The 19,194-nt window shown below is 68.9% G+C and carries 19 protein-coding genes; 11 read left to right on the forward strand and 8 right to left on the reverse strand.

Annotation, left to right across the window (positions count from 1 at the left end; genetic code table 11):
* Positions 1-203: 203 nt before the first annotated feature.
* Positions 204-788 carry a CGNR zinc finger domain-containing protein gene (locus tag ADL25_RS30170; protein WP_059131040.1) on the forward strand — a complete coding sequence of 195 codons (585 nt, stop codon included), beginning with the start codon at positions 204-206 and terminating at the stop codon, positions 786-788.
* 119 nt (positions 789-907) lie between these two features.
* Here the strand turns inward: ADL25_RS30170 and ADL25_RS30175 are convergent, their stop codons facing one another.
* Together ADL25_RS30175 and ADL25_RS30180 are read right to left on the reverse strand one after the other, a co-directional pair.
* Complete coding sequence (locus tag ADL25_RS30175) at positions 908-3,361, reverse strand: FtsX-like permease family protein (RefSeq protein WP_059131041.1); 2,454 nt, start codon at positions 3,359-3,361, stop codon at positions 908-910.
* On the reverse strand, positions 3,355-4,092 hold the full coding sequence (locus ADL25_RS30180) for an ABC transporter ATP-binding protein (RefSeq protein ID WP_107116741.1): 738 nt from the start codon (positions 4,090-4,092) through the stop codon (positions 3,355-3,357). The genes ADL25_RS30175 and ADL25_RS30180 overlap by 7 nt, the downstream gene beginning before the upstream one ends.
* Positions 4,093-4,447: 355 nt before the next feature.
* Here ADL25_RS30180 and ADL25_RS30185 point away from each other — a divergent pair, with 355 nt between their 5' ends.
* Together ADL25_RS30185 and ADL25_RS30190 are read left to right on the forward strand one after the other, a co-directional pair.
* The gene (locus ADL25_RS30185) at positions 4,448-5,746 is read left to right on the forward strand and encodes a sensor histidine kinase (protein ID WP_079050662.1); all 1,299 of its coding nucleotides are present in this window, start codon (positions 4,448-4,450) and stop codon (positions 5,744-5,746) included.
* A complete protein-coding gene (locus tag ADL25_RS30190) occupies positions 5,719-6,378 on the forward strand; it encodes a response regulator (protein ID WP_181923314.1) in 660 nt (219 codons plus the stop codon). The genes ADL25_RS30185 and ADL25_RS30190 overlap by 28 nt, the downstream gene beginning before the upstream one ends.
* A 136-nt stretch (positions 6,379-6,514) precedes the next feature.
* Here ADL25_RS30190 and ADL25_RS30195 read toward each other — a convergent pair whose 3' ends face one another.
* Together ADL25_RS30195 and ADL25_RS30200 are read right to left on the reverse strand one after the other, a co-directional pair.
* Positions 6,515-7,420, reverse strand: a complete 906-nt coding sequence (locus ADL25_RS30195; RefSeq protein WP_059131044.1) for an NAD(P)H-binding protein — start codon at positions 7,418-7,420, stop codon at positions 6,515-6,517.
* Between the two features lie 511 nt (positions 7,421-7,931).
* Positions 7,932-8,384 (reverse strand): MarR family winged helix-turn-helix transcriptional regulator, encoded by a 453-nt coding sequence (locus ADL25_RS30200; protein WP_059131045.1) that lies wholly within the window; start codon positions 8,382-8,384, stop codon positions 7,932-7,934.
* Positions 8,385-8,686: 302 nt separating this feature from the next.
* Here ADL25_RS30200 and nthB point away from each other — a divergent pair, with 302 nt between their 5' ends.
* The 5 genes from nthB (at position 8,687) to ADL25_RS30225 (ending at position 11,950) form a co-directional block, all read left to right on the forward strand.
* Positions 8,687-9,355, forward strand: a complete 669-nt coding sequence (gene nthB / locus ADL25_RS30205) for a nitrile hydratase subunit beta (protein WP_059131046.1) — start codon at positions 8,687-8,689, stop codon at positions 9,353-9,355.
* The gene (nthA, locus tag ADL25_RS30210; protein ID WP_059131047.1) at positions 9,355-9,951 is read left to right on the forward strand and encodes a nitrile hydratase subunit alpha; all 597 of its coding nucleotides are present in this window, start codon (positions 9,355-9,357) and stop codon (positions 9,949-9,951) included. Before nthB ends, nthA begins: the two co-directional genes overlap by 1 nt.
* On the forward strand, positions 9,948-10,304 hold the full coding sequence (locus ADL25_RS30215) for a nitrile hydratase accessory protein (RefSeq protein WP_059131048.1): 357 nt from the start codon (positions 9,948-9,950) through the stop codon (positions 10,302-10,304). The genes nthA and ADL25_RS30215 overlap by 4 nt, the downstream gene beginning before the upstream one ends.
* 669 nt (positions 10,305-10,973) lie before the next feature.
* The gene (locus ADL25_RS30220) at positions 10,974-11,168 is read left to right on the forward strand and encodes a hypothetical protein (RefSeq protein WP_059131049.1); all 195 of its coding nucleotides are present in this window, start codon (positions 10,974-10,976) and stop codon (positions 11,166-11,168) included.
* A 269-nt stretch (positions 11,169-11,437) separates the two neighbouring features.
* On the forward strand, positions 11,438-11,950 hold the full coding sequence (locus ADL25_RS30225; RefSeq protein WP_159045034.1) for a hypothetical protein: 513 nt from the start codon (positions 11,438-11,440) through the stop codon (positions 11,948-11,950).
* Positions 11,951-12,071: 121 nt separating this feature from the next.
* On the opposite strand, the gene ADL25_RS30230 is transcribed toward ADL25_RS30225, so the two are convergent.
* The 3 genes from ADL25_RS30230 to ADL25_RS30240 all read right to left on the reverse strand — a co-directional run bounded on the left by ADL25_RS30230 (position 12,072) and on the right by ADL25_RS30240 (position 14,528).
* Entirely contained in the window at positions 12,072-13,016 is a 945-nt protein-coding gene (locus ADL25_RS30230; RefSeq protein WP_059131051.1) for a D-2-hydroxyacid dehydrogenase family protein, read from the reverse strand.
* A 426-nt stretch (positions 13,017-13,442) separates the two neighbouring features.
* A complete protein-coding gene (locus ADL25_RS30235; RefSeq protein ID WP_063805773.1) occupies positions 13,443-14,168 on the reverse strand; it encodes a hypothetical protein in 726 nt (241 codons plus the stop codon).
* A 159-nt stretch (positions 14,169-14,327) separates the two neighbouring features.
* A complete protein-coding gene (locus tag ADL25_RS30240) occupies positions 14,328-14,528 on the reverse strand; it encodes a hypothetical protein (protein ID WP_147317815.1) in 201 nt (66 codons plus the stop codon).
* A 404-nt stretch (positions 14,529-14,932) separates the two neighbouring features.
* Between ADL25_RS30240 and ADL25_RS30245 the strand changes: the two genes are divergently transcribed.
* A complete protein-coding gene (locus ADL25_RS30245) occupies positions 14,933-15,481 on the forward strand; it encodes a GNAT family N-acetyltransferase (RefSeq protein WP_059131054.1) in 549 nt (182 codons plus the stop codon).
* A 365-nt stretch (positions 15,482-15,846) separates the two neighbouring features.
* Here ADL25_RS30245 and ADL25_RS30250 read toward each other — a convergent pair whose 3' ends face one another.
* Positions 15,847-17,223 (reverse strand): FAD-dependent oxidoreductase, encoded by a 1,377-nt coding sequence (locus ADL25_RS30250; RefSeq protein WP_059131055.1) that lies wholly within the window; start codon positions 17,221-17,223, stop codon positions 15,847-15,849.
* A 71-nt stretch (positions 17,224-17,294) separates the two neighbouring features.
* Here ADL25_RS30250 and ADL25_RS30255 point away from each other — a divergent pair, with 71 nt between their 5' ends.
* Together ADL25_RS30255 and ADL25_RS30260 are read left to right on the forward strand one after the other, a co-directional pair.
* The gene (locus ADL25_RS30255; RefSeq protein WP_059131056.1) at positions 17,295-18,227 is read left to right on the forward strand and encodes an AraC family transcriptional regulator; all 933 of its coding nucleotides are present in this window, start codon (positions 17,295-17,297) and stop codon (positions 18,225-18,227) included.
* Positions 18,228-18,335: 108 nt separating this feature from the next.
* Complete coding sequence (locus ADL25_RS30260) at positions 18,336-19,151, forward strand: DUF899 domain-containing protein (RefSeq protein WP_059131057.1); 816 nt, start codon at positions 18,336-18,338, stop codon at positions 19,149-19,151.
* The last annotated feature ends 43 nt before the right edge of the window (positions 19,152-19,194 follow it).

Consider the following 19,194-nt stretch of genomic DNA (forward strand, 5'->3'; position numbering starts at 1 on the left):
CCTTGGCAGCCGCGCTGAGGAACGGTCCGCACCGGGTGGCAGCCGGCCGCTCGGTCCGCCAGCGATGAGCCCTACCGGACTGGGGACGGAGAAGGGCGGTGACACAAGAGTCACCCACCCTGGCCCTCAGAGACCGAGTAAGAGATGTAGGCTGTATGCATCTGTCGTCGGACACATGACACAAGGCATGGGGAGTGATCCGAATGAGCTGGCCGGCCACGGCTCGCTACAACACGGAGCCTGCCCCGGAGGGGCTCGCCTTCGTGCAGGACCTCATGAACACGATCCCCGCCGGCAAGCCCCGCACGAACGACCTTCTGGCCGATCCCGGCTCCGCCCAGATCTGGCTCGACCAGGCGCTGGAGGAGTGGAGCCTGGCCACCGGCAAACCCCTGGCCGGGGTCCAGCTCGACCCGCACGACCAGGAGGAGCTCCGCACCTTCCGCGACGATCTGCGCCGGGCGGCAGGTCACGGCAACGACGACGCGCTCCCCCCGCTGCACACCGCGTCCGTCGCCATGCAGCTCGGCGGGGACGGAGAGGTCCGTCCTGAGCCGCGCGGCACCGGGTGGAGGCGTGTGGCGGCGCTGGTCCTGATCGAGGTCTTCCGGGCCCAGCGGGCGGACACCTGGCAGCGGCTGAAGCTGTGCCGCAACGACCGGTGCGGCACTGTGTTCTTCGACCGGTCCCGCAACAACAGCGGGGTCTGGCACAGTGTCAAGGTCTGTGGCAACGCGGCGAACCTTCGGGCCTACCGGGCAAGGCAACGCGCCCAGAGCGCGTCGTAGGCACGGGGCGGTCGGCAACGCAGAGAAGCTGACCGCCCCCTCGGCAACAACGACTTCGGCACTGTGACCCCGCGCGCCGGGCACCCGGAGGGGCCCCGATCCGCCAACTGCCGCCAGGGTCACCCCCGTCCGGCCGCCGACTCCACGGCCCGGCGACGCAGGGCGAACCAAGCCGGGACGACGGACGCGACCAAGGCCAGCACGGCACAGGCGGCGACTGCAGCGCCGATCACGGCCCAGGGCAGCTCGATGGGTGGCCACACCGACAGCAGACCCAGCGCGCCCCACATACCCGCCAGGTCGAGACCGGCGACCAACAGCCCGAGCAGTGCACCCACCACGACCACCACCAGCGCCTCGGCGCCCACCAGCCGCAACGCCTGCCACCTGGTCGCTCCGGCGAGGCGCAGCACGGCCAGGTCGCGCACCCGGTCCGAGGTCGCCATGACCATGGTGTTGGCCAGGGAGATACCCGTGTAGACAAGGGCGATGCCGAGTACGAGCATCAAGCCGAGCCGGGTCGTAGGGTTGGTTTCCGGGTAAGTGGCCCGCACCCACTCGGCTTTGGTGAGCACCTGCCCACCCGAGTCCCGCATCGCCGCTCGCAGTTCCGCAGCGACGGAGCCTACGTCGGCACCGGTGGCCAGCGTGACGTCGACGCGGTCCACGCTCGCGCCAGGGGCGTTGCGCGGTGTGACATAAGCGCCGTTGTTGCCGGTACCGGTGGTCATCACCGCGGCGATCCGCAGCGTCTTCTTGGTGCCGTCGTCGAGCCACACCTGGACGCGCTGTCCCACGGTGTGCCGCTGCCACTCCTCGTTGACGATGATCGAGTCGTCGTCGAGGTCGTTCACCTTTCCCGCGGCGAGCGGCAACCGGGTGGTGGCCGCGAGCAGTCCGGGCTCCGCCGCGCGGGCCTCGGACCTGACGAGCGCCACACCGTCCTCCATCACATGGACGGCGGTGGAGGAGGTCGCCGACACCGTTGCGCCCGGCACGGCACGCAGTCTGGTCAGCGTCACCTTGTCGAAGCCCGCTCCGCTCGCCGCAGTGATGACAAAGGCGGCGGTGGTCTGCGTACGCGTCTCCGTGGCCTTCGCCTTGTTCAGCGTGGCAGTGGCACCCAGCAGTGATCCAGCAAGGGCGACCGTCACCAGGACGGGCGCGGCGATCGCCGCGGTACGGCGCACACCGGCGGCGGCGTTCTCGCACACCAGCATGCCCCCTGCACCAGGAAGTCGGGCCGGCAGCCAGGCCACGAGCCGGACCGACGGGCGCACCACGATCGGTGCGAGAAACGCGAACGCGGTGATCAGCAGCATGGGCCTGCTCACGTACGACTTGCGGTGCAGCAACTCACTCGGGTCGCCGGAAAGCGCCATGCCCAACGTGACCGCCGCTGTCAGCAACAACGCCGTGCCGGACAGCAGACGGCCCCACGTCATCACGCCGCTGTCGACGGAGGCATCGTTCAGCGCCTCGGCGGGACTCGTCCGTCCGGCCCGCCAGGACGCGGCGACCACGCCGCACAGGGCGACGAGCAGTCCGGTCCAGAAGGCCAGGTGATACGGCCATGTGCCGTTGCCGATGGTGTACCAGCTCGGCGCGAGTCCCCCCTCGACCAACCACTCGGCCAGACGGGGCGCGCCGTAGGAGCCGAGCAGACAGCCGGAGACGGAGGCGAACACGCCCACCACGAGTGCCTCGATGAACACCATGCGGCGGATCTGCCCCGGGGTGGCCCCGGCGGTACGCAACAGTGCGAACTCCCGCCGCCGTTGAGCGACCGTGAACGCGAAGGTGGACGCCACCACGAACACCGACACAAAGGCGGAGACACCGCCGGCCGTACCGAACAAAGCGGTCATCGCGGTGATGGCCTCACGATCCCGGTCGAGGTCGGGGTCGGCATGACGGCGCGCATCGCCGGTCAGGACCTCGACGCCTACGCCGCGAACCGCCCTGCGCACGGCCGCCGCGTCGGCGTCGACAGCCGACTGGATGCTGATCGGCGACAGTCGGGCGGCTTGTGCGTCGGTGTAGAAGACGGCGTTCTCGAAGCCGCGGTCGGCGACGGTGCCGACGACCCGTACGGTGCCGCGGCCGGTCCGAACCCACTCGCCAGGCTTCGACCAGTCACCACTGACGACGACCTCGTCGGCGGCCTTCGGCGCCCGTCCCGCGGTGATCTCGTACGGCGCGAAGGCCGCGATGGACCAGGGATGACCCACCAGGTTCCCGGGGCCGTCCGCGGCGCTCACGGAGAACGTCCGGTCCTGGACGACGGTGCCTAGTTCCTTGAGCTTCAGCACGGTTTCGGTGGGCACCGCTCGCGGGTGTGCGAGCCTCTGGGTGCGCTCGCCCATCGGGGTGGACACCCGCAAGGTGTCCGTCCCCTTGACGACGACCGGTGCGGCCGCGAACCGCTCGGGCTTTCGGCCGGGCGCGTCGGACGACGAGTCGAGCGCCAGGCCCATGACGGTGAGCAGCGCGACACCGAGCGACAGCGCGACGAAGGCTCCGCCGAAGGTGACGCAGCGGGTGTGCAAGGTGCGCAGGACGACGCTCAGCACGGCACGGCCTCCAGCTTGGTCATGCGTGCGGCGATGTTGTCGGCACTCGCCCCGACCAGTTCGCCGTTGACCCGCCCGTCGACGAGGAAGACCACGCGGTCGGCATGGGAGGCGGCCACCGGATCGTGGGTGACCATGACGATCGTCTGGCCGTCGCGGTCGACCATGGCGCGCAGCAGGCCCAGCACCTCGCGACTGGTAGAGGAGTCCAGGGCACCGGTCGGCTCGTCAGCGAAGAGCACCGCGGGGCGGGTGATCAGGGCCCGGGCAAGGGCGACGCGCTGCTGCTGGCCGCCGGACATCTCATGGGGCCGGTGTCGCGCCCGGTGGCCGAGGCCGACCTGCCGCAGCGCCTCACGGACCCCCGCCCTGGAGGGTCGGCGGCCGGCGAGCCTCAGGGGCAGGGCCACGTTCTGCTCGGCCGTCAGGGACGGCAGCAGATTGAACGTCTGGAACACGAAGCCGATGTGCTCCCGGCGCAGCAGGGTCAGCCGGGTCTCGCTCAGTTTCGTCAGTTCGACCCCTCCCAGGGTGACCGAGCCGGAGGTGGGCCGGTCGAGGCCCGCGGCGCACTGCAACAGGGACGACTTGCCCGATCCGGAAGGCCCCATGACGGCGGTGAACGAACCTACGGGGAAGCAGAGCGAGACTTGGTCGAGCGCCGTCACTTCGCTGTCGCCCGACCCGTACCGCCGGCTGACGGAACACAACCGGATTGCATGATCGACCACTTGTCCACCTCGTTGAGTGTCGGTCCTCCCGCGCGGCAGGCGGGTGGAGTCTTCGGGCGACGGCGCCGGAAGGCCACTGCCGGGACAGCCGGTCGGGCGCGCGAAACTGTCTGTCTGCGACGGCGGTCGGGCGTTCCGGCCCGACGACTCGTCCGGTTCCGGCAGAGGAAGTGCGGCGAACCCAGCCCGCATGCGATCGCCGTCTCCCTTGTCATTTCGGTGCCTCAACAAAACAGCGCGGGGGCACCTCGGCGCACTGCGGCAGAGTCGAGACCTGGGGTAGGGCCGGCCCTACCCACGATCCGCCGGCTGGACCGATGGTGTGGGCCCCGCCGGGCCTTCTACGGTCAGTGTCATGCACCCTCGGAATGTGTGGCAGGCCATGTCCCGGCCCGGCTACCTGGTGTCGCCCTGGCCGTGGCGCTCCGTCGCATACCTGCTCACCGGCATGGTCACCGGCATCGTCGTGCTGGCGGGGCTGGTGACCTCGGCGGCGGTCGGCGGCGTACTCGCCATCGTGCTCGTGGGACTGCCGCTCCTCGTCCTCACCGCGCTCGCCGGCATTCCGGTGGCCTGGGTGGAACGGCACAGGCTACGCCTCGTCGACCTGGCCCCGGCTCCCGACCGGCACACCAGGCCCCCCACCGAAGGGCTCTGGTCCTGGCTGACGACGCGGCTGCGCGAGCGGACGACCTGGCAGGAGCTCGGCTACACGCTGCTCTTCGCCTGCGTGCTGTGGCCGGTCGACGCCGTCGCGGTCACCGTCGCACTGCTCTTCCCTCTGTCCATGCTCGCGGCTCCTCTGCTCATGGCCACGGTCGGCGACGGCCGCCAGACGAAGGTGCTCAAGCAGTGGACCATCAACACCTGGCCGACCGCGTTCGGTGTCGCACTGCTCGGGCTCGTCCTCTTGGCCCCCTGCGCTTACGCCCTCGGGGTCGCGGCCGGCGCACGGGCCGAACTGACCCGGCTGTTCCTCGCCCAGCGCGACGGCGGCCTCGACGCCAAGGTGGTCGAACTCACCCGCTCCCGTGTGCGATTGGTGGACGCCTTCGAGAGGGAACGGCGCCGCATCGAACGCGACCTGCACGACGGCGCCCAACAGCGCCTCGTCGCCCTGACAATGACTCTCGGTCTCGCACGGCTGGACGCACCGCCAGGCCCACTCGCCGACCAACTCGCCAAGGCACACGACCAGGCGGGCCAGGCACTCGCGGAGCTGCGCGAACTCGTGCACGGCATCCACCCCAAGGTGCTCGCCGACTACGGTTTGGAAGCCGCCGTCGCCGATGCCGCGGACCGATCCCCGGTACCCGTGGACGTCGCCCTGGAACTGTCGGAGCGCCTGCCCCAGTCCGTCGAATCAGCCGCGTATTTCGTGGTCTGTGAAGCACTCGCCAACATCGCCAAGCACAGCGGGGCGAGCCGCGCCGAGGTGAGCGGCGGCCATCGCGACGGACGACTGCACCTGCACATACACGACGACGGCGGGGGCGGCGCCGATGCCTCGGTCGGCACCGGGCTCACCGGTCTCGCGGACCGGGTCTCGGTCCTCGATGGCAGACTTACCCTGTCCAGTCCCCCTGGCGGACCGACCCAGTTGAGTGTGGAGTTCCCTTGCGATCCCTGCCCGCCGACCGATCGCTCCGCGTAGTGCTGGCCGAGGACAGTGTCCTGCTGCGAGAGGGACTCATAGGCCTGCTCCACCGTTGCGGTCACGAGGTCGTCGCGGCCGTCGGAGACGCCGAGGCACTGTTCGCCGCTGTCGAGGAACACTCACCCGACATCATCGTGACAGACGTCCGCATGCCCCCGGGATTCCAGGACGAAGGGCTGCACGCAGCAGTACGTCTGCGGGAGCGGGCACCCACCCTGCCCGTCCTGGTCCTCAGCCAGTACGTGCAACGGACATACGCCTCCGAACTGCTCGACTCCGGAGACGGATCGGGTGTCGGCTATCTGCTCAAGGACCGGGTCGGGCAGGTCGAAGAGTTCGTGGACGCCCTGTGCGAGGTCGCCGGCGGCGGCACGGTCGTCGACCCGGAAGTCGTACGCCAGCTGCTGCGCCGTCGTCGCGACCCGCTGGAGCGGCTCACACCGCGTGAGCGCGAGGTTCTCGCCCTGATCGCGGAGGGCAGGTCGAACGGCGCGATCGCGCACGAACTCGTGGTGTCCGAGGCGGCAGTGGGCAAGCACATCAGCGGCATCTTCGCCAAGTTGGACCTGCCGCCCGCGGACGCGACGCACCGCAGGGTCCTGGCCGTCCTGGCCTATCTGAGGGCGTGAGCCGGCACGATCCTCCTTCCGTGTCGGCAACCTTCCGCCGGATCCGTACGTCTGTGACCGTCATCGAACCGACGGCATGAGTCACCACGATGTGGCTCCGCAGGACATCGGCGTCGCATCCGGCCGAAGCGGCGTCTCACCCCAGGTAGAAGTCCCTGCGGTCGGCCACAAAATCCTCGACCGTCCGGGCGGGTACACCGGTCACGCGCTCCACGTCGTCCGACGCGCGGTCGTAGCGGTTCCGTTGATGCAGGCTTGCCATGACCGCGATGTGGTCCTCGATGTGCTGCGGCAGACGCACCTTCGCCAGCACCTCGGCCCGCCACCAGTCCAGCGGCACGTCCGTATAGGTCACCGGCCGCCCGAGCGCCCGCGTGAACTCCTCGGCCATCTCGGTCATGTCGAGGGTACGGGGCCCGGTGAGCTCGTAGACGTTGCCTATGTGCGAAGCCGGCTCACGGAGCACGGTGGCGACCACGCGGGCGACGTCGTCCACCGCGACGGGCGATGTGCGCCCGGTGCCGAACGGCAGCGCTATCGTGCCGCTCGCCCGGATCGATCGCGCCGCCAGCGTGGTGAACAGCGGATTGTCCAGAAAGGACGTCGGCCGGATGTGGACCACCGGCAGATCCGACCAGTTCAGCACCTGCTCGGCCAGCCAGTGCAGTCGCTGCTGATGTGACTCCGCGGTGCTGGTGGCGGTCATCTGCGAGACCGTCATCTGTGACATGCCGACCAGAGCGTCCAGTTGCCCGTGCTCTCGGGCCACTGTGGCCACCACGGTCGCCGCGAGGAGGTGGTCGCGCGACACGGGCATCGCGAAGTACATCCGCCCCACGCCCTCCAGTGCGGCCGCCACGCTCTCGGGCCGGGTCAGATCGCCGAGGACCACCTCCGCGCCCAGCGCGCGCAACCCGGCCGCACGTTCGTCGTCGCGGCGGACCATCGCCCTTACCGGCACGCCCTGGGCCCAGAGCAGTTCGAGAACGGTACGGCCCACGCCGCCTGCGCCGGCGATCAGGACACGGTTGCTGGCAACCATCGGTAAGTCTCCTTCGAGATTCTTGAGTAGCCGGGTGAGCAGTCATGTGTGTGCGTAGAAAGGCCCCGGACAGACGGCCATCAGGCGCGAGACACGGACCGTGACGCCGCTCCGATTCCCGGCGCGCCCACCGCGGTCAGCAGACGCACATGCCCACGGACCTGCACGCATCAGCATTAGGAGCATATGCTCGTATCGATGTGAACACAAGGCGCAGAAGGACTCCCCCGACCACACCGGGAGCGCTCGCACAGAACCGGCCCAGCAACTGATCCCGCAGCCACCGCGACGGCACGTCAAGGACCTGAGGCCACAGCCCTGCCGCAACCATCGACCGGACCGGCAGGCCGGTCACCCGACCGGTGCGGACGCGCTCGTGACCTGCTACTTCGCGACTCTGGACATCACGATGGGAGTGGGCGACCAAGGGTGGACACAGAGGGCCGGTTCGTCCCGCTCGACGTCAGTGCTCGCGCCCCGACCCACGCACCTGCCCGCAAGAGGACCGCTCTCACTCCGCCCAGGGCTGGAAGCCGGTATGGAGGACGGCTTCGAGCGACGCGCGCAGGCGGGCCGCGTCGTCGACCCCGAAACTCCCCTCGAACCGGGCCTGCACGCCCTCCCACAAGGGCAGTGCGGCCTTCATCCGGGCTACACCCTCAGGCGTGATCGTGACGATCCGGGCACGACGGTCCGCCGCCGACGTCTCGACGGTGACCAGGCCTTCCCGTGCAAGCGGCTTGAGGTTGGAGGCCATCGTCGTGCGGTCCATGGCGATCACGTCGGCGAGGGCCGTGATGGTCATCTCCCCCTGGGCACTGAGCCTCTGGAGGATGCTGAACTGCGTCCCCCGAAGACCGGCGGGCGCCAGAGCCTTGTCGTACGTCGCACCGAGGTACCGGGCCGCCTTGCGCAGCGCCAGGTTGTTGCACAGATCGTCACGGCTCGCGGGCGTAGCGGTCATGGTCTCCTCCAGGGCTTCGCCCTCAATGATAGGAGCATCTGCTCACAAACCGAAAAGGGTGCCGTGACGCCGAGGAGAGGGGTGGACCAGGGAGTTTGACTGAGGGTCCCTGATCCACTTCTTTCCGTGACCAATGGGTTCGCGATCACGGCTTCGCCGCAGACGCGTCCGGCCGGCTACCCCGAGAGAGTGACGTCGGGGCCGAATGATCCACAGGCGGCCTGTGCCGTGGAGGCGTCGTCACGAACCGCATACGATTCGAGGACCTTAAGCCTTTACATCCCTATATCGGAGAGCCTGCCATGGATGGTATCGCCGACATGGGCGGCACCCGGGGATGGGGCCCGGTGCGCCCGCCGAGACGCGACGAACCCGTCTTCGAGGAGCCCTGGCAAGGCCGGGCGTTCGCACTGGCGATTCTCTCCAGCCGCATCGCGTGCGGCGGCATCAACCCGGACGCCTTCCGGCACGCGCAGGAACGCCTGGGCCGAGCCGCCTACCTGGACGACGGCTACTACGGGCGATGGCTCAACGCCGCCGAACTGATGCTCACCGACAGCGCCGTCCTGGCGCCCGGCGCGATCGAAGCCCGCGCCCGCAACCTGCGTGACGAAGGCGTCGAGGAACCGCCGACCCCGGAACCCGCCAGGCCCGACTACGCGCCGACCGCCGAGGGCTCGCTGCGCACCGTGGACACCACCCCGGCCTTCACCGTGGGCGGGCGTGTACGCGCCAAGCACATGTCCGTGCCCGGACACACCCGGCTGCCTGGCTACGTGCGGGGGCACACCGGTGTTGTCGAGGTCATCCAGCCGGCCGCAGTGCTGCCGGACACCAACGCCCACTTCCAGGGGGAGAATCCGCAGCACGTCTACTCGGTGCGGTTCGACTCGCACGAACTGTGGGGCACCGACGCCGAGCCCTTCACGCTCATCTTGGAGATGTACGAGACCTACCTGGAGACGCCCTGATGACCACCACCGGATCGGGCGAGCACCTTCCCCCGGCCCTGCGCACCGAAGCGCTCGAGCAACTGCTCACCGAGCGCGGCTTGATCGACCCCAAGGTGATGAACGGGATCATCACCGAGTACGAGACCAACGTGGGCCCTCTCAACGGTGCCAGGGTCGTCGCCAAGGCGTGGACCGACCCGGATTACCGGCGACGGTTGCTCGAGGACGGTACCGCCGCCATCAAGGAGTTGGGCTTCTCCGGACCGCAGGGCGAGCACATCGTCGTCGTGGAGAACACCCCCAGCCAGCACCATGTGGTGGTGTGCACACTGTGTTCGTGTTACCCATGGCCGGTGCTCGGCCTGCCACCCAGCTGGTACAAGGATCCTGCCTACCGTTCGCGCGTCGTCAGGGAACCGCGCGCGGTGCTGTCCGAGATGGGGCTCGAACTCGCCGACGACGTACGCATCACCGTCCACGACTCCACCAGTGAGGTGCGCTGGCTGGTGCTGCCCGAACGTCCCGCCGGCACCGAGCACCTGACCGAGGAGGAGCTCGTGCCGCTGGTCTCCCGTGACGCGATGGTCGGCGTGGCGAAGGTCGAGGCGCCATGAGCGCGCCCCTGGACATCGAGGGCCCGACCGCACCGCCCCGCACCAATGGCGAGTTGCTGTTCTCGGAGCCGTGGGAGAGCCGCGCCTTCGGCATGGTCGTCAGCCTGTACGAGGCAGGCAGATTCACCTGGCCGGAGTTCCGGACCGCGCTGGTCACCAGGATCCGGGCCTGGGAGACCGAGCCGGCTCGCGACGAGCCCTGGCACTACTACCGCCTCTGGCTTGCCGCCCTGGAAGACCTGCTCGTGGGCCAGGGCGCGGTCTCCACGGACGAGGTCACCGCACGTACACGGGACCTGGCGCAACGGCCACCCGGCCATGACCACCGGGACGGTCACGACCACATGCACTGACCCGAACACCCGCCCGCCGGGAGGGAACCGAGCCGTTCCAGGCTCTCCCTGCCCGTAACGAACCACGGCGGTCAGCACCCTTGGAAGTCGACGGCGGGTCTGGGCAACCCGGCTTCGAAGGCTGTGACCGCGGATGCGAGCACCGCCTTGACGTCGTCGGTCTCTGCCGTCTCGGGTGTCCTGCCTCCTGGAGCCGCCGTGCGCGCGATCACCGACCTGAGCTACTTCGACGGCGCCCACGCCATCAACCCACTGCTGACACTCGGGACATGGGCCGTGGTATCGGCGCTGCTGGTATGGGGACGCACCAGATACCAGAGCACAAGGCCCCGTCAGGTACAGCCGAGCGGCACGGAGGCGACAGCCCCCGCGGCAGTCGGGGCGACAGCTCGCCCCGGCAGCGACCCCCGTCGGTGAGTTCCGCGCTGCCAAGTTCCCATCGAGTTCGCTCGACTCCCGGTGCCGGGAGACCGCCTACGGCCCCTCCCCCGCGGCGCACGGGCTCCCGGCACCGGGCTCCCGCGGGAGCCGCGATCGCCGAGAGGTCGCCCATCCGCAAGGCGGCGAAGGGGAGTTGACGGCACGCGTATGCTGGGCATGAAACGCATCGACGCCCGCACCGGACCGTGATCCGGGTGGGCCGAGCGGGGGAAGAAAGGTGCGTGCCCGATGACGATCGGGCTCCTCTCCACGATTGCCGGTGTGTTCTACGGGGGCACCGTCTCCATCCTCGCCCTTACGGCGACCTTTGCTTCACGCGGCGCATTGCGGCGTGAAGCGCGCAGCACCCTCGCTGTCCTGGTATCGGGGAGGGCGGTGCCGTCGCGGCAAGCGGGTACCAGGGACGTGAGCCGCAACGGCTGAGTGGCCGGCGGTGAAGTGGCGAGGCCGGAACTCTGCCCCCGTTCGGCGCCCGGCCGAACGACGAGGATCGGCACATCACTTCACCGCCTCCGTCGACTGCCGCCCTGCGCATCGCCCGACGTATCGCCCCGGCCCATGGCATACGCGCTGGCCAGGATCAGTCCACAGCCTGCCGGTTGCAGCGGAGTCGGGCGCTACCCCTGAACGCCCGGCCGCCCGCATAGGGGCTTCTGTGATGCTGGATACTCTTCCCGAGAGGGAGGAAGAGCATGTCCATAGAGGCAGATGCACGAGTGGACTTGACCAACGCGTACACCGAACAGGTACGCGCTGATCTCGAACGGGTCGACGGTGAAATCGCGCAGTTGGAAGCCCGCCTCAGGTCGCTCCACGCGGACCGGATGCTCTTGGGTAAGCTCTGGGAGAACCTCTCCAGCGTGGCTGCGGACTCTGCGGCGCCCGTCCCGTCGGCAGCGACCGGTCACGGCTCCCAGGAGAGTTCCGCACCCGCTCCGGAGTCTGTCGGCGGCACCCGCGGCCGCCCCGCCAAACGGGGATCCGTACGGGCTGCCGTACTGCGGCGCTTGCGGGCGTCCCACGGACCCATGTCCGTCAACGACATGTTCGAGGCCTTGCCGAGCGCGGTGCGGGCCTCGGGAAAGGTCGTCGTGCGCAATACCCTTGAGGCTCTTGTGGCCAGAGGTATCGCCGAGCGTTCACGCCAGGGGCAGTCCGTCCGGTACACATTCGTCGATCTCCCGGCAGGGGACGAAGAGGCGTAGGCCGTTCACGGCTTTCCCCACTCCAGGGCCCTCCATCACGGAGCCGCGGTGCCACTGACACTGTCGGCCACCATTCTCGAGAGAGTGTCCGGTGCGGACTCGGCCGAGCGCCGTGCCGCGGTCAGAGGTTCAGGACGCGTAGTGGGGCTCCATTGCGATACGCGGCGATGTCCTCGACCGCTTCCCGGTAGAACACGTCGTAAGTGGCCTCGGTGACGTAGCCGATGTGGGGTGTGAGCAGGGTATGCGGCAGACCGCGCAGTGGGTCCTCGGCGGGCAGCGGCTCGGTGTCGTAGACGTCCAGTGCCGCGCCTGCGATCCGGCCCTGACGCAGCGCCTCGACCAAGGCCGCGGTGTCGACGATCGGGCCGCGTGACGTGTTCACCAGCAGGGCCGTGGGCTTCATCCAGGACAGTTCCTGCGCGCCGATCAGGCCGATGCTGCGCTCGCTGAGCTTGTAGTGCACGGTGACGATGTCGGAGGTGGAGAACAACTCCCGTTTGTCCACCGCCGTCACGCCGTGTTCCGCGGCGCGGGCGGGGTCCAGATGTGTGCTCCAGGCCACCGTCCGCATTCCGAACGCGGCGCCGACCGCGGCGACGCGCCGACCGAGGTTGCCCAGGCCGACGATTCCCAGGGTCCGTCCGGCAAGGTCGCCACCGATGGTGTGCTGCCACGCCCCCTGCCGCATTCCGGCGGCCTCCTCGTGGATGTGCCTGGTGAGGGAGAGGATGAGCCCCCACGTCAGTTCAGCGGTGGCGTGCGGAAGGATCCCGGTGCCGCACACGGTGACCCCGAACCGGCGGGCGGCCTCCATGTCGATGGAGGCGTTGCCCATACCGGTCGTCACCAGCAGTCGGAGCGCGGGCAGCGCTCCGAGGCGCTCCGCCGTGAACGGCGTCCGTTCGCGCATCGCCACCACGACGTCGAAACCGTCGAGCGCCGCAGTCACCGCATTCGTGTCCCCAAGATGGTCATGGACGAACACCACCTCCGCCCCGAGACCGTCCCAGTCGGCGAAACGACGAGCGGCCCTCTGATAGTCGTCGAGCACGGCGACACGCATCGCACACTTCCTTGTCTCTGTTGGTGTCTGGTTCCGGGTCACCGCCGACCGCGACCGACGCGTAATGGACAGCGCGCCGGAGGAAATCGGGCGATGCTCACCTCGTTCCGGGCGGGCACGCCGTGCGACATCGTCCCGGCCGTGCCGACGGGCGCCGGGGTGTCCATCCCCGATGCTCAATCACTCGGTGCGCCGTGACGGTGCATGGCCCGCTGTGGGGTCCTGCCGGGCAAGTGAGGCGCAGCGCACACGGGTCCGTTTGGGGAGGCGTTCTGCCCGGACGACGTTGGACGGGCTCGCGCGTCACGTCGCGCTCTTGCGTCCACTGACACCCCGGCCTCCCATTTCCCCGAGCGTACCCGGAGAACCGGCCCGTCTTCGCATCTCTTGACTGCGACGGGAAGTCGGAGCCGCGCCCGGGCCCGATCAGACCGTCCACACGCTTTCAATGTCGATTCCGATGGACCAGTCTTCACTCAGAGAGTCGTCGGGGTTCCACCGGTGCACACGACGTCGGGTGGGTACCTTGATCCCGTCGAACTCCCTGTATGCGCCGACATAGTGGGCAACGGCCACGCCGACGTTGACATCGACGTTGTAGTCAAGACGCCGCAGCAGACCGTCGTCGCCGAAGTAGAAGGTCTGCCGCGCACAGTGCGTGGCGATGGACCGCGGAAAGTGCACCTCCAACCGATGCCACACTTCACCGTTCTCGACACACCGCTCACCCTCACGCGATGTGACGCCGGGATACGTGAGGAGAAAGGGCGTGGTGAGGTAGTTCCACATGGCGTAGCCAATGAAGTAACCAACCTGTAGCGACTCCCAGGGTGAGTTCAGCTCGTAGCCCGCGTAGGTCGACCTGATGCCGGACCTGCTCTCCAGGACGGTGTCGTCTGCGGCCACTCGCACCTCGACCGCGTCGTCCTCAGCCCGCACCAGTATGTCGTGTTCAGGCCTTTTCCAGGGGCTCAAGCGAATCACCTCCCTGCGGGTCTCGACCGTCAGTCTCTCCCTCGACGGCTTCTCCGAAAATCCGCGCACGGCCCAGAAGGGGCCGCGAAGGATGACGTCGGCCTGCAGTCGATCGATCTGCGACCATCGTTCCAGGCCGCCGTGGGCGTCAAGGACATGACTCAGCACGTCGTTCATCTTCATCTCCGATGGTGCATGGAATTTCGTGTGAGCTTCCGTCGCCCTACAGGGCATTGGGGACCGGGAAGAGGCCGACACCGAACCATGATCGGTCTGGCCTGCCGGGGTGCCGTGGCAGGGCAACGACTCAAAAGCCGAGGTGTACACGTGCGGCGATCAGCGGAGCGTCCGAAAAGCGCCGGCTTGCGCGGCCGCTGCCGGCCGGAACTTGTCGACCGTCACCATCCGTGTGGCGCTCGCGTACCGACGAGAGGCGGCCCGAGCCAGGTCACCGGGCTTTTGCCGGTCGATCACCGCACTGATCCGGCCGCTGAGATTCCCGCATTCGCCCATCAAGACGTTCAGGTGGCTGATCACGGTCAACATGATCGTGTCGCGGTCGCATCTGCGAGCGGTCATACGGTTCCTTGATCATCCGGTCAGGCTCTGCACCATCGTGGGCGAAGGCCCTGGTCCGTGTCGGCCCGGACTGCCTTCGCCGCCAGTGGTTGTGCCCCGTCGGGGGATGCCGGACGCACACCATCGGCGCACACACAACTGGTGCAGGCGCGACATCGCAGTTAATCGTATCCCCGGGCCACCGCCATGGCGCGGTAACGAGGCGCGGCGCGGCGAACGGCTCTATGGCCACCGTGCATCGCTCCAGCCCTGCGCCGGACTGCGGATCAGGCGCCTCACCGGTCCAATGACGGCTCGACGTCGTCACCGGGACGTTCTTTAACCGGTCGCCTGCAAACTCGACTCTCCCTATTCTCAGGCCCATGGATCTGCGGGAAGAGCGACCGGATGACAGGCAGGCCGTGCGGAGTCTCCATCAGGAGGCATTCGGTGATCACGGTTCTGTCGTGGCCGAGTTGACGGACGACCTGCGCGACACCCTCGCGCCCGACGGCGGGCTGTCGCTGGTCGCCGAGCAGGCCGGGCATGTGGTGGGCCACGTCATGTTCACTCGCAACCTCCTGGACGCCCCGCGGTGCCTCGTCGACGTGCAGGTGCTCAGCCCCCTGGCCGTGGCGCCAGGTCACCAAAGACAGGGTGTCGGCTCGGCCCTGATACGGAGCGGTCTGGAGATCCTCTCCAAGCGGCCGGTTCCGCTTGTCTTCCTCGAAGGGGACCCCGCCTACTACTCGCGCTTCGGGTTCGTGCCCGGCGGGGAGTTGGGCTTTCGCAAGCCGTCCCTTCGCATCCCCGACGCCGCCTTCCAGGTGCTGAAGCTTCCGAATTACGAGGAGTGGATGACGGGCACTCTGGTCTACTCGCAACTGTTCTGGCAGCACGACGCGGTCGGCCTCCGGGACGCCGACGCCTGACCGACGATTCCGACGGCGGTCCGCTCCCACTCAGGGAGCGGCCCCGGCTGCTGCAACGGCCGTACGCGTCAGGTCACCCAGGGCCGTCGCGCGCAGCGCCGTGACCATCCCCTTCGTCCAGCGCGAGTCACAGCGAACGCTTGCCCGAGGCCTTCACCGGACGTCCGTGCCCTGTCCGGACCACGCCCGTACCCTTACTCTCCTGCCGCTGCGGGGCAAAGGACAGGGCGCTCGATCAGAGCGTACGGAACACGCAACTCCCCTTATTTCAAGAGGAGTTGTCGCGCTGACGAGCGAGAACACCGTGCTCGGCCGTGGGTGTCGCCATGCACGAACGGTGAGCAGTACTCGGTAAAGCCGAGGGGTCAGCGCACCACAGTCGCCAGCACCTCGTTGAAGGCCTCCGTCGAACTGGGGTGGGTCCAGATCGCGTCCCGTAGGCCGCTCGCCGTAACCCCGCTGCGCATCGCCAGCGCCACGGTGTTCACCAATTCCTGTGCATCCACGCTGAGTAGGGCCGCTCCGAGGATCTCGTCGGTCTCGGCGTCCACGACGAACTTCATCAGCCCGCGCACTTCACCCACGATGCTCGCCCGAGGCATCGCCGCCATGACCGCGACCGCCTTGGACGCGACACGCACGGATCGGCCGGCGGCCCGTGCCTCGTTCTCCGTGAGGCCCACCCGAGCCAGCGGAGGCGTCATGAAGTGCGTGTAGGGGACCGCCACCCGGTCGCTTGTGGAGCGCTTGCCTTCGCCCGACAGTTGGTCGGCGACGATCCGGTAGTCGTCGAGGGAGATGTAGGTGAACTGGGGTCCGCCGTTGACGTCACCCATCGCGAAGATATGCGGTCGGCTGGTGCTCAGGTACTCGTCCACTTCGATGGCGCCGTGGGCGGTCGTGCGCACACCCGCGGCCTCCAGTCGCAGTTCTGCGGTGCGCGGTGCACGTCCCGCAGCGGCGAGCACCGCCTCGGCTTCGACGGTGTCCGCGGCGCCGTTCGCCTCGTAGTGGACGATCGCCGCGCCTTCTGTGTCGGCGACCTGGGTGACACGGGCTCCGGTCACGAAGGTGATGCCCTCCTCTCGGAGGATCTCCTCCGCGGCCTGGGCCACGTCCTCGTCCTCACGCGGCAGGATGCGGTCGGCGACCTCCAGAACGGTGACCTCGCTCCCGTAGCGGCGCACCATTGCCGCGAACTCGAGCCCCTGGTAGCCACCGCCGATGACGGCGAGTCGGCGTGGCAGGTCGGGCGAGCCGATCAGATCCGTGCCGGTGACCAGGTGTGCACTGTCGCGCAGGCCGGGGATGTCCGGCACCACCGGCTCCGCGCCGGTGTTGACCACGATGGTGTCGGCGGTGATCTCCAGTCGGTCGTCGCCTGCCACGACCTCCACCCGCTTGTCGTCGAGGAAGGCCGCGGTGCCGGTCACGACCGTCACCGAGTCCAGTGAGTCGAGCATGCGGAAGTTCTTGTCGCGCATCGCGGAGGTCAGCGTTGCCGTCGATGCCACGGACGCCGAGTACCACGCCTGCGGATCCGCGTCCTCAGGCCGGGCGGAAGCCCGCTGAATGAGCGCCTTGGTCGGTACACAGCCGATGTTGATGCACGTGCCCCCGTACATCAGGGCGGACTGCTCGACCATCACCACACGTCGTCCCAGTCGGCCCATGGCCGCCGCGAGTGTCTTCCCGCCCTTGCCGAAGCCGATGACCAGCAGATCCGCATGCAATTCGTCCATGGGCGTCAGACTCCGTCGAACCTGCCGATCCGGCAAGACGGCAATGGATCAATTATCGTCGAGATAGGCTCATGGACACGATCAGCACACTCCTGCGTATGGCCCGCCTCGAAGGCGCGGTCGATGTGCGCTGCATGCTGGCCGGAAGCCACACCCTGGACAACCCGCCCGGCGGGACCGGGATGGTGCCCTTCCATCTCCTCCTTGACGGCCTGTGCATGGTCGAGACCGGCGGTCGCACCGTCGAGCTGCGCGCGGGCGACGTACTGGTACTCCCCCGTGCCGAGCGGCACCGCGTGCGCGTCACCGCCCTGGAGCCGCCGGTGCCCGCCGACCGGTATGAAGGCAGGTCGGTGGCCACCCTGCGCAGCGAGGGCCCCACCACTGTGGATCTCTTCTGCGGCCACTTCACCTACCGGCCGGGCGCCGGGGAGCTTCTGTTCGCCGGGCTGCCCGACGTCCTGCACGCCTCTTTCGGCACAGGGGCCGACTCGCCACTGCGCCTGCTCGGCGAGCTGATGCGGAACGAGGCGACCCTCGACGGCCCCGGCGCCGGGGCCCTGCTGGCCTCGCTCTGCGAAGCCCTCCTGGCACTCGTCCTGCGCGGAGACGGCTCCAACGGTCCCCCGGCGGCAGTCGTCCCCCCACCCTGGACCGCCGTCGTGGACCCCGCTCTGCGAGCCGTGGTCGACGCCGTGATCCGCGAGCCGCACAGACCGTGGACGATCGCCCGCCTGGCCCGCCTTGCCGGGGTCTCCCGGGCCACTCTGGTACGGCGCTTCTCCACGGCGACCGGCATGGGCGTCGCCGACTTCCTCACCCGGATCCGGATGACGATGGCAGCCGATCTGCTGACCACCACGGAGTGTAGCCTCGACGACGTCGCCGCGCGTGTCGGCTACCGCTCGCCCTCCGCCTTCGGCCGAGCCTTCCGGACCACCACCGGTATGACCCCCGCCCGCCTGCGGCGATCCGCGGCGGAGTACGGGCACTGGCCGACGTAGGCAGCATCCCACGCAGCGATGAGTTCCGGCCGGGCCACCAGTCTGTTCTGGTGACCGTCGTAGGACGCCGCACGACGCTGCCCGGCACAAGACACCACGGAGGACACCATGACGACCACGCCGGACGACCCGACGACCGCTCTGCCCGGCCGCCCGCCCGTCGTCGACCTGGCCATCTGGCAGGCCGCCCGTGACGAGCTTCTGGTCCGCGAGAAGGCGCACACCCGCGAGGGCGATGCGATCGCCGCGGCCCGCCGCCGGCTGCCGATGGTGGAATTCGACGGGACGGTCGAGGTCGTCGGACCCGACGGACCGGTCCCGTTCCTGGACCTGTTCCAGGGCCGCGAGGAGCTCGTGGTGTACAAGCACATGTGGTACGACGGCGCACCGCACCAGGGGCAGTGCGAGGGCTGCACCACCACGGCCTGGCACTTGGACGACGCCGTCTACCTCAACGCCCGCGGCGTCTCGTTCGCCGTCCTGACCGCGGGCCGCCCGGACGAGGTGGCCTCGTACGTCGAGTTCATGGGTTACACCCAGCCCTGGTACTCGGTGCGCGACGTGGAGGCGCCGGTCGACGGCGACATGGGGCACATCACCTGCTTCCTGCGCGACGGCGACCGTGTGTTCCTCACCTACTCCACGACCGGCCGTGGCAACGAGCCGGTCAACGGTTCCCTGAGCCTGCTCGACATGACGCCCTACGGCCGCCGCGAGGGGTGGGAGGACAACCCCGAGGGCTGGCCCGAGGCTCCTCAAGTCGGCTCCCCGGTCGGTGGTCATGGGGCGCCGATCTGTTGGTACTGGCGCTCGGACGCGGACGGGAACGCCGCCTGGGGCCCGACCAGCCGCCCCGTGCCACAGTGGACCCGCCCTGGCGCAACCCCCGTGGAGACACTGGGCCGACAGGGCGACCACCACTGACGCGCCTCGACGGGCGGTGGCATTTCCGGCCCCGTTGGACGAT

Source organism: Streptomyces sp. NRRL F-5122 (genome assembly GCF_001507435.1).
GTDB classification, from domain to species: Bacteria; Actinomycetota; Actinomycetes; order Streptomycetales; family Streptomycetaceae; genus Streptomyces; species Streptomyces lannensis.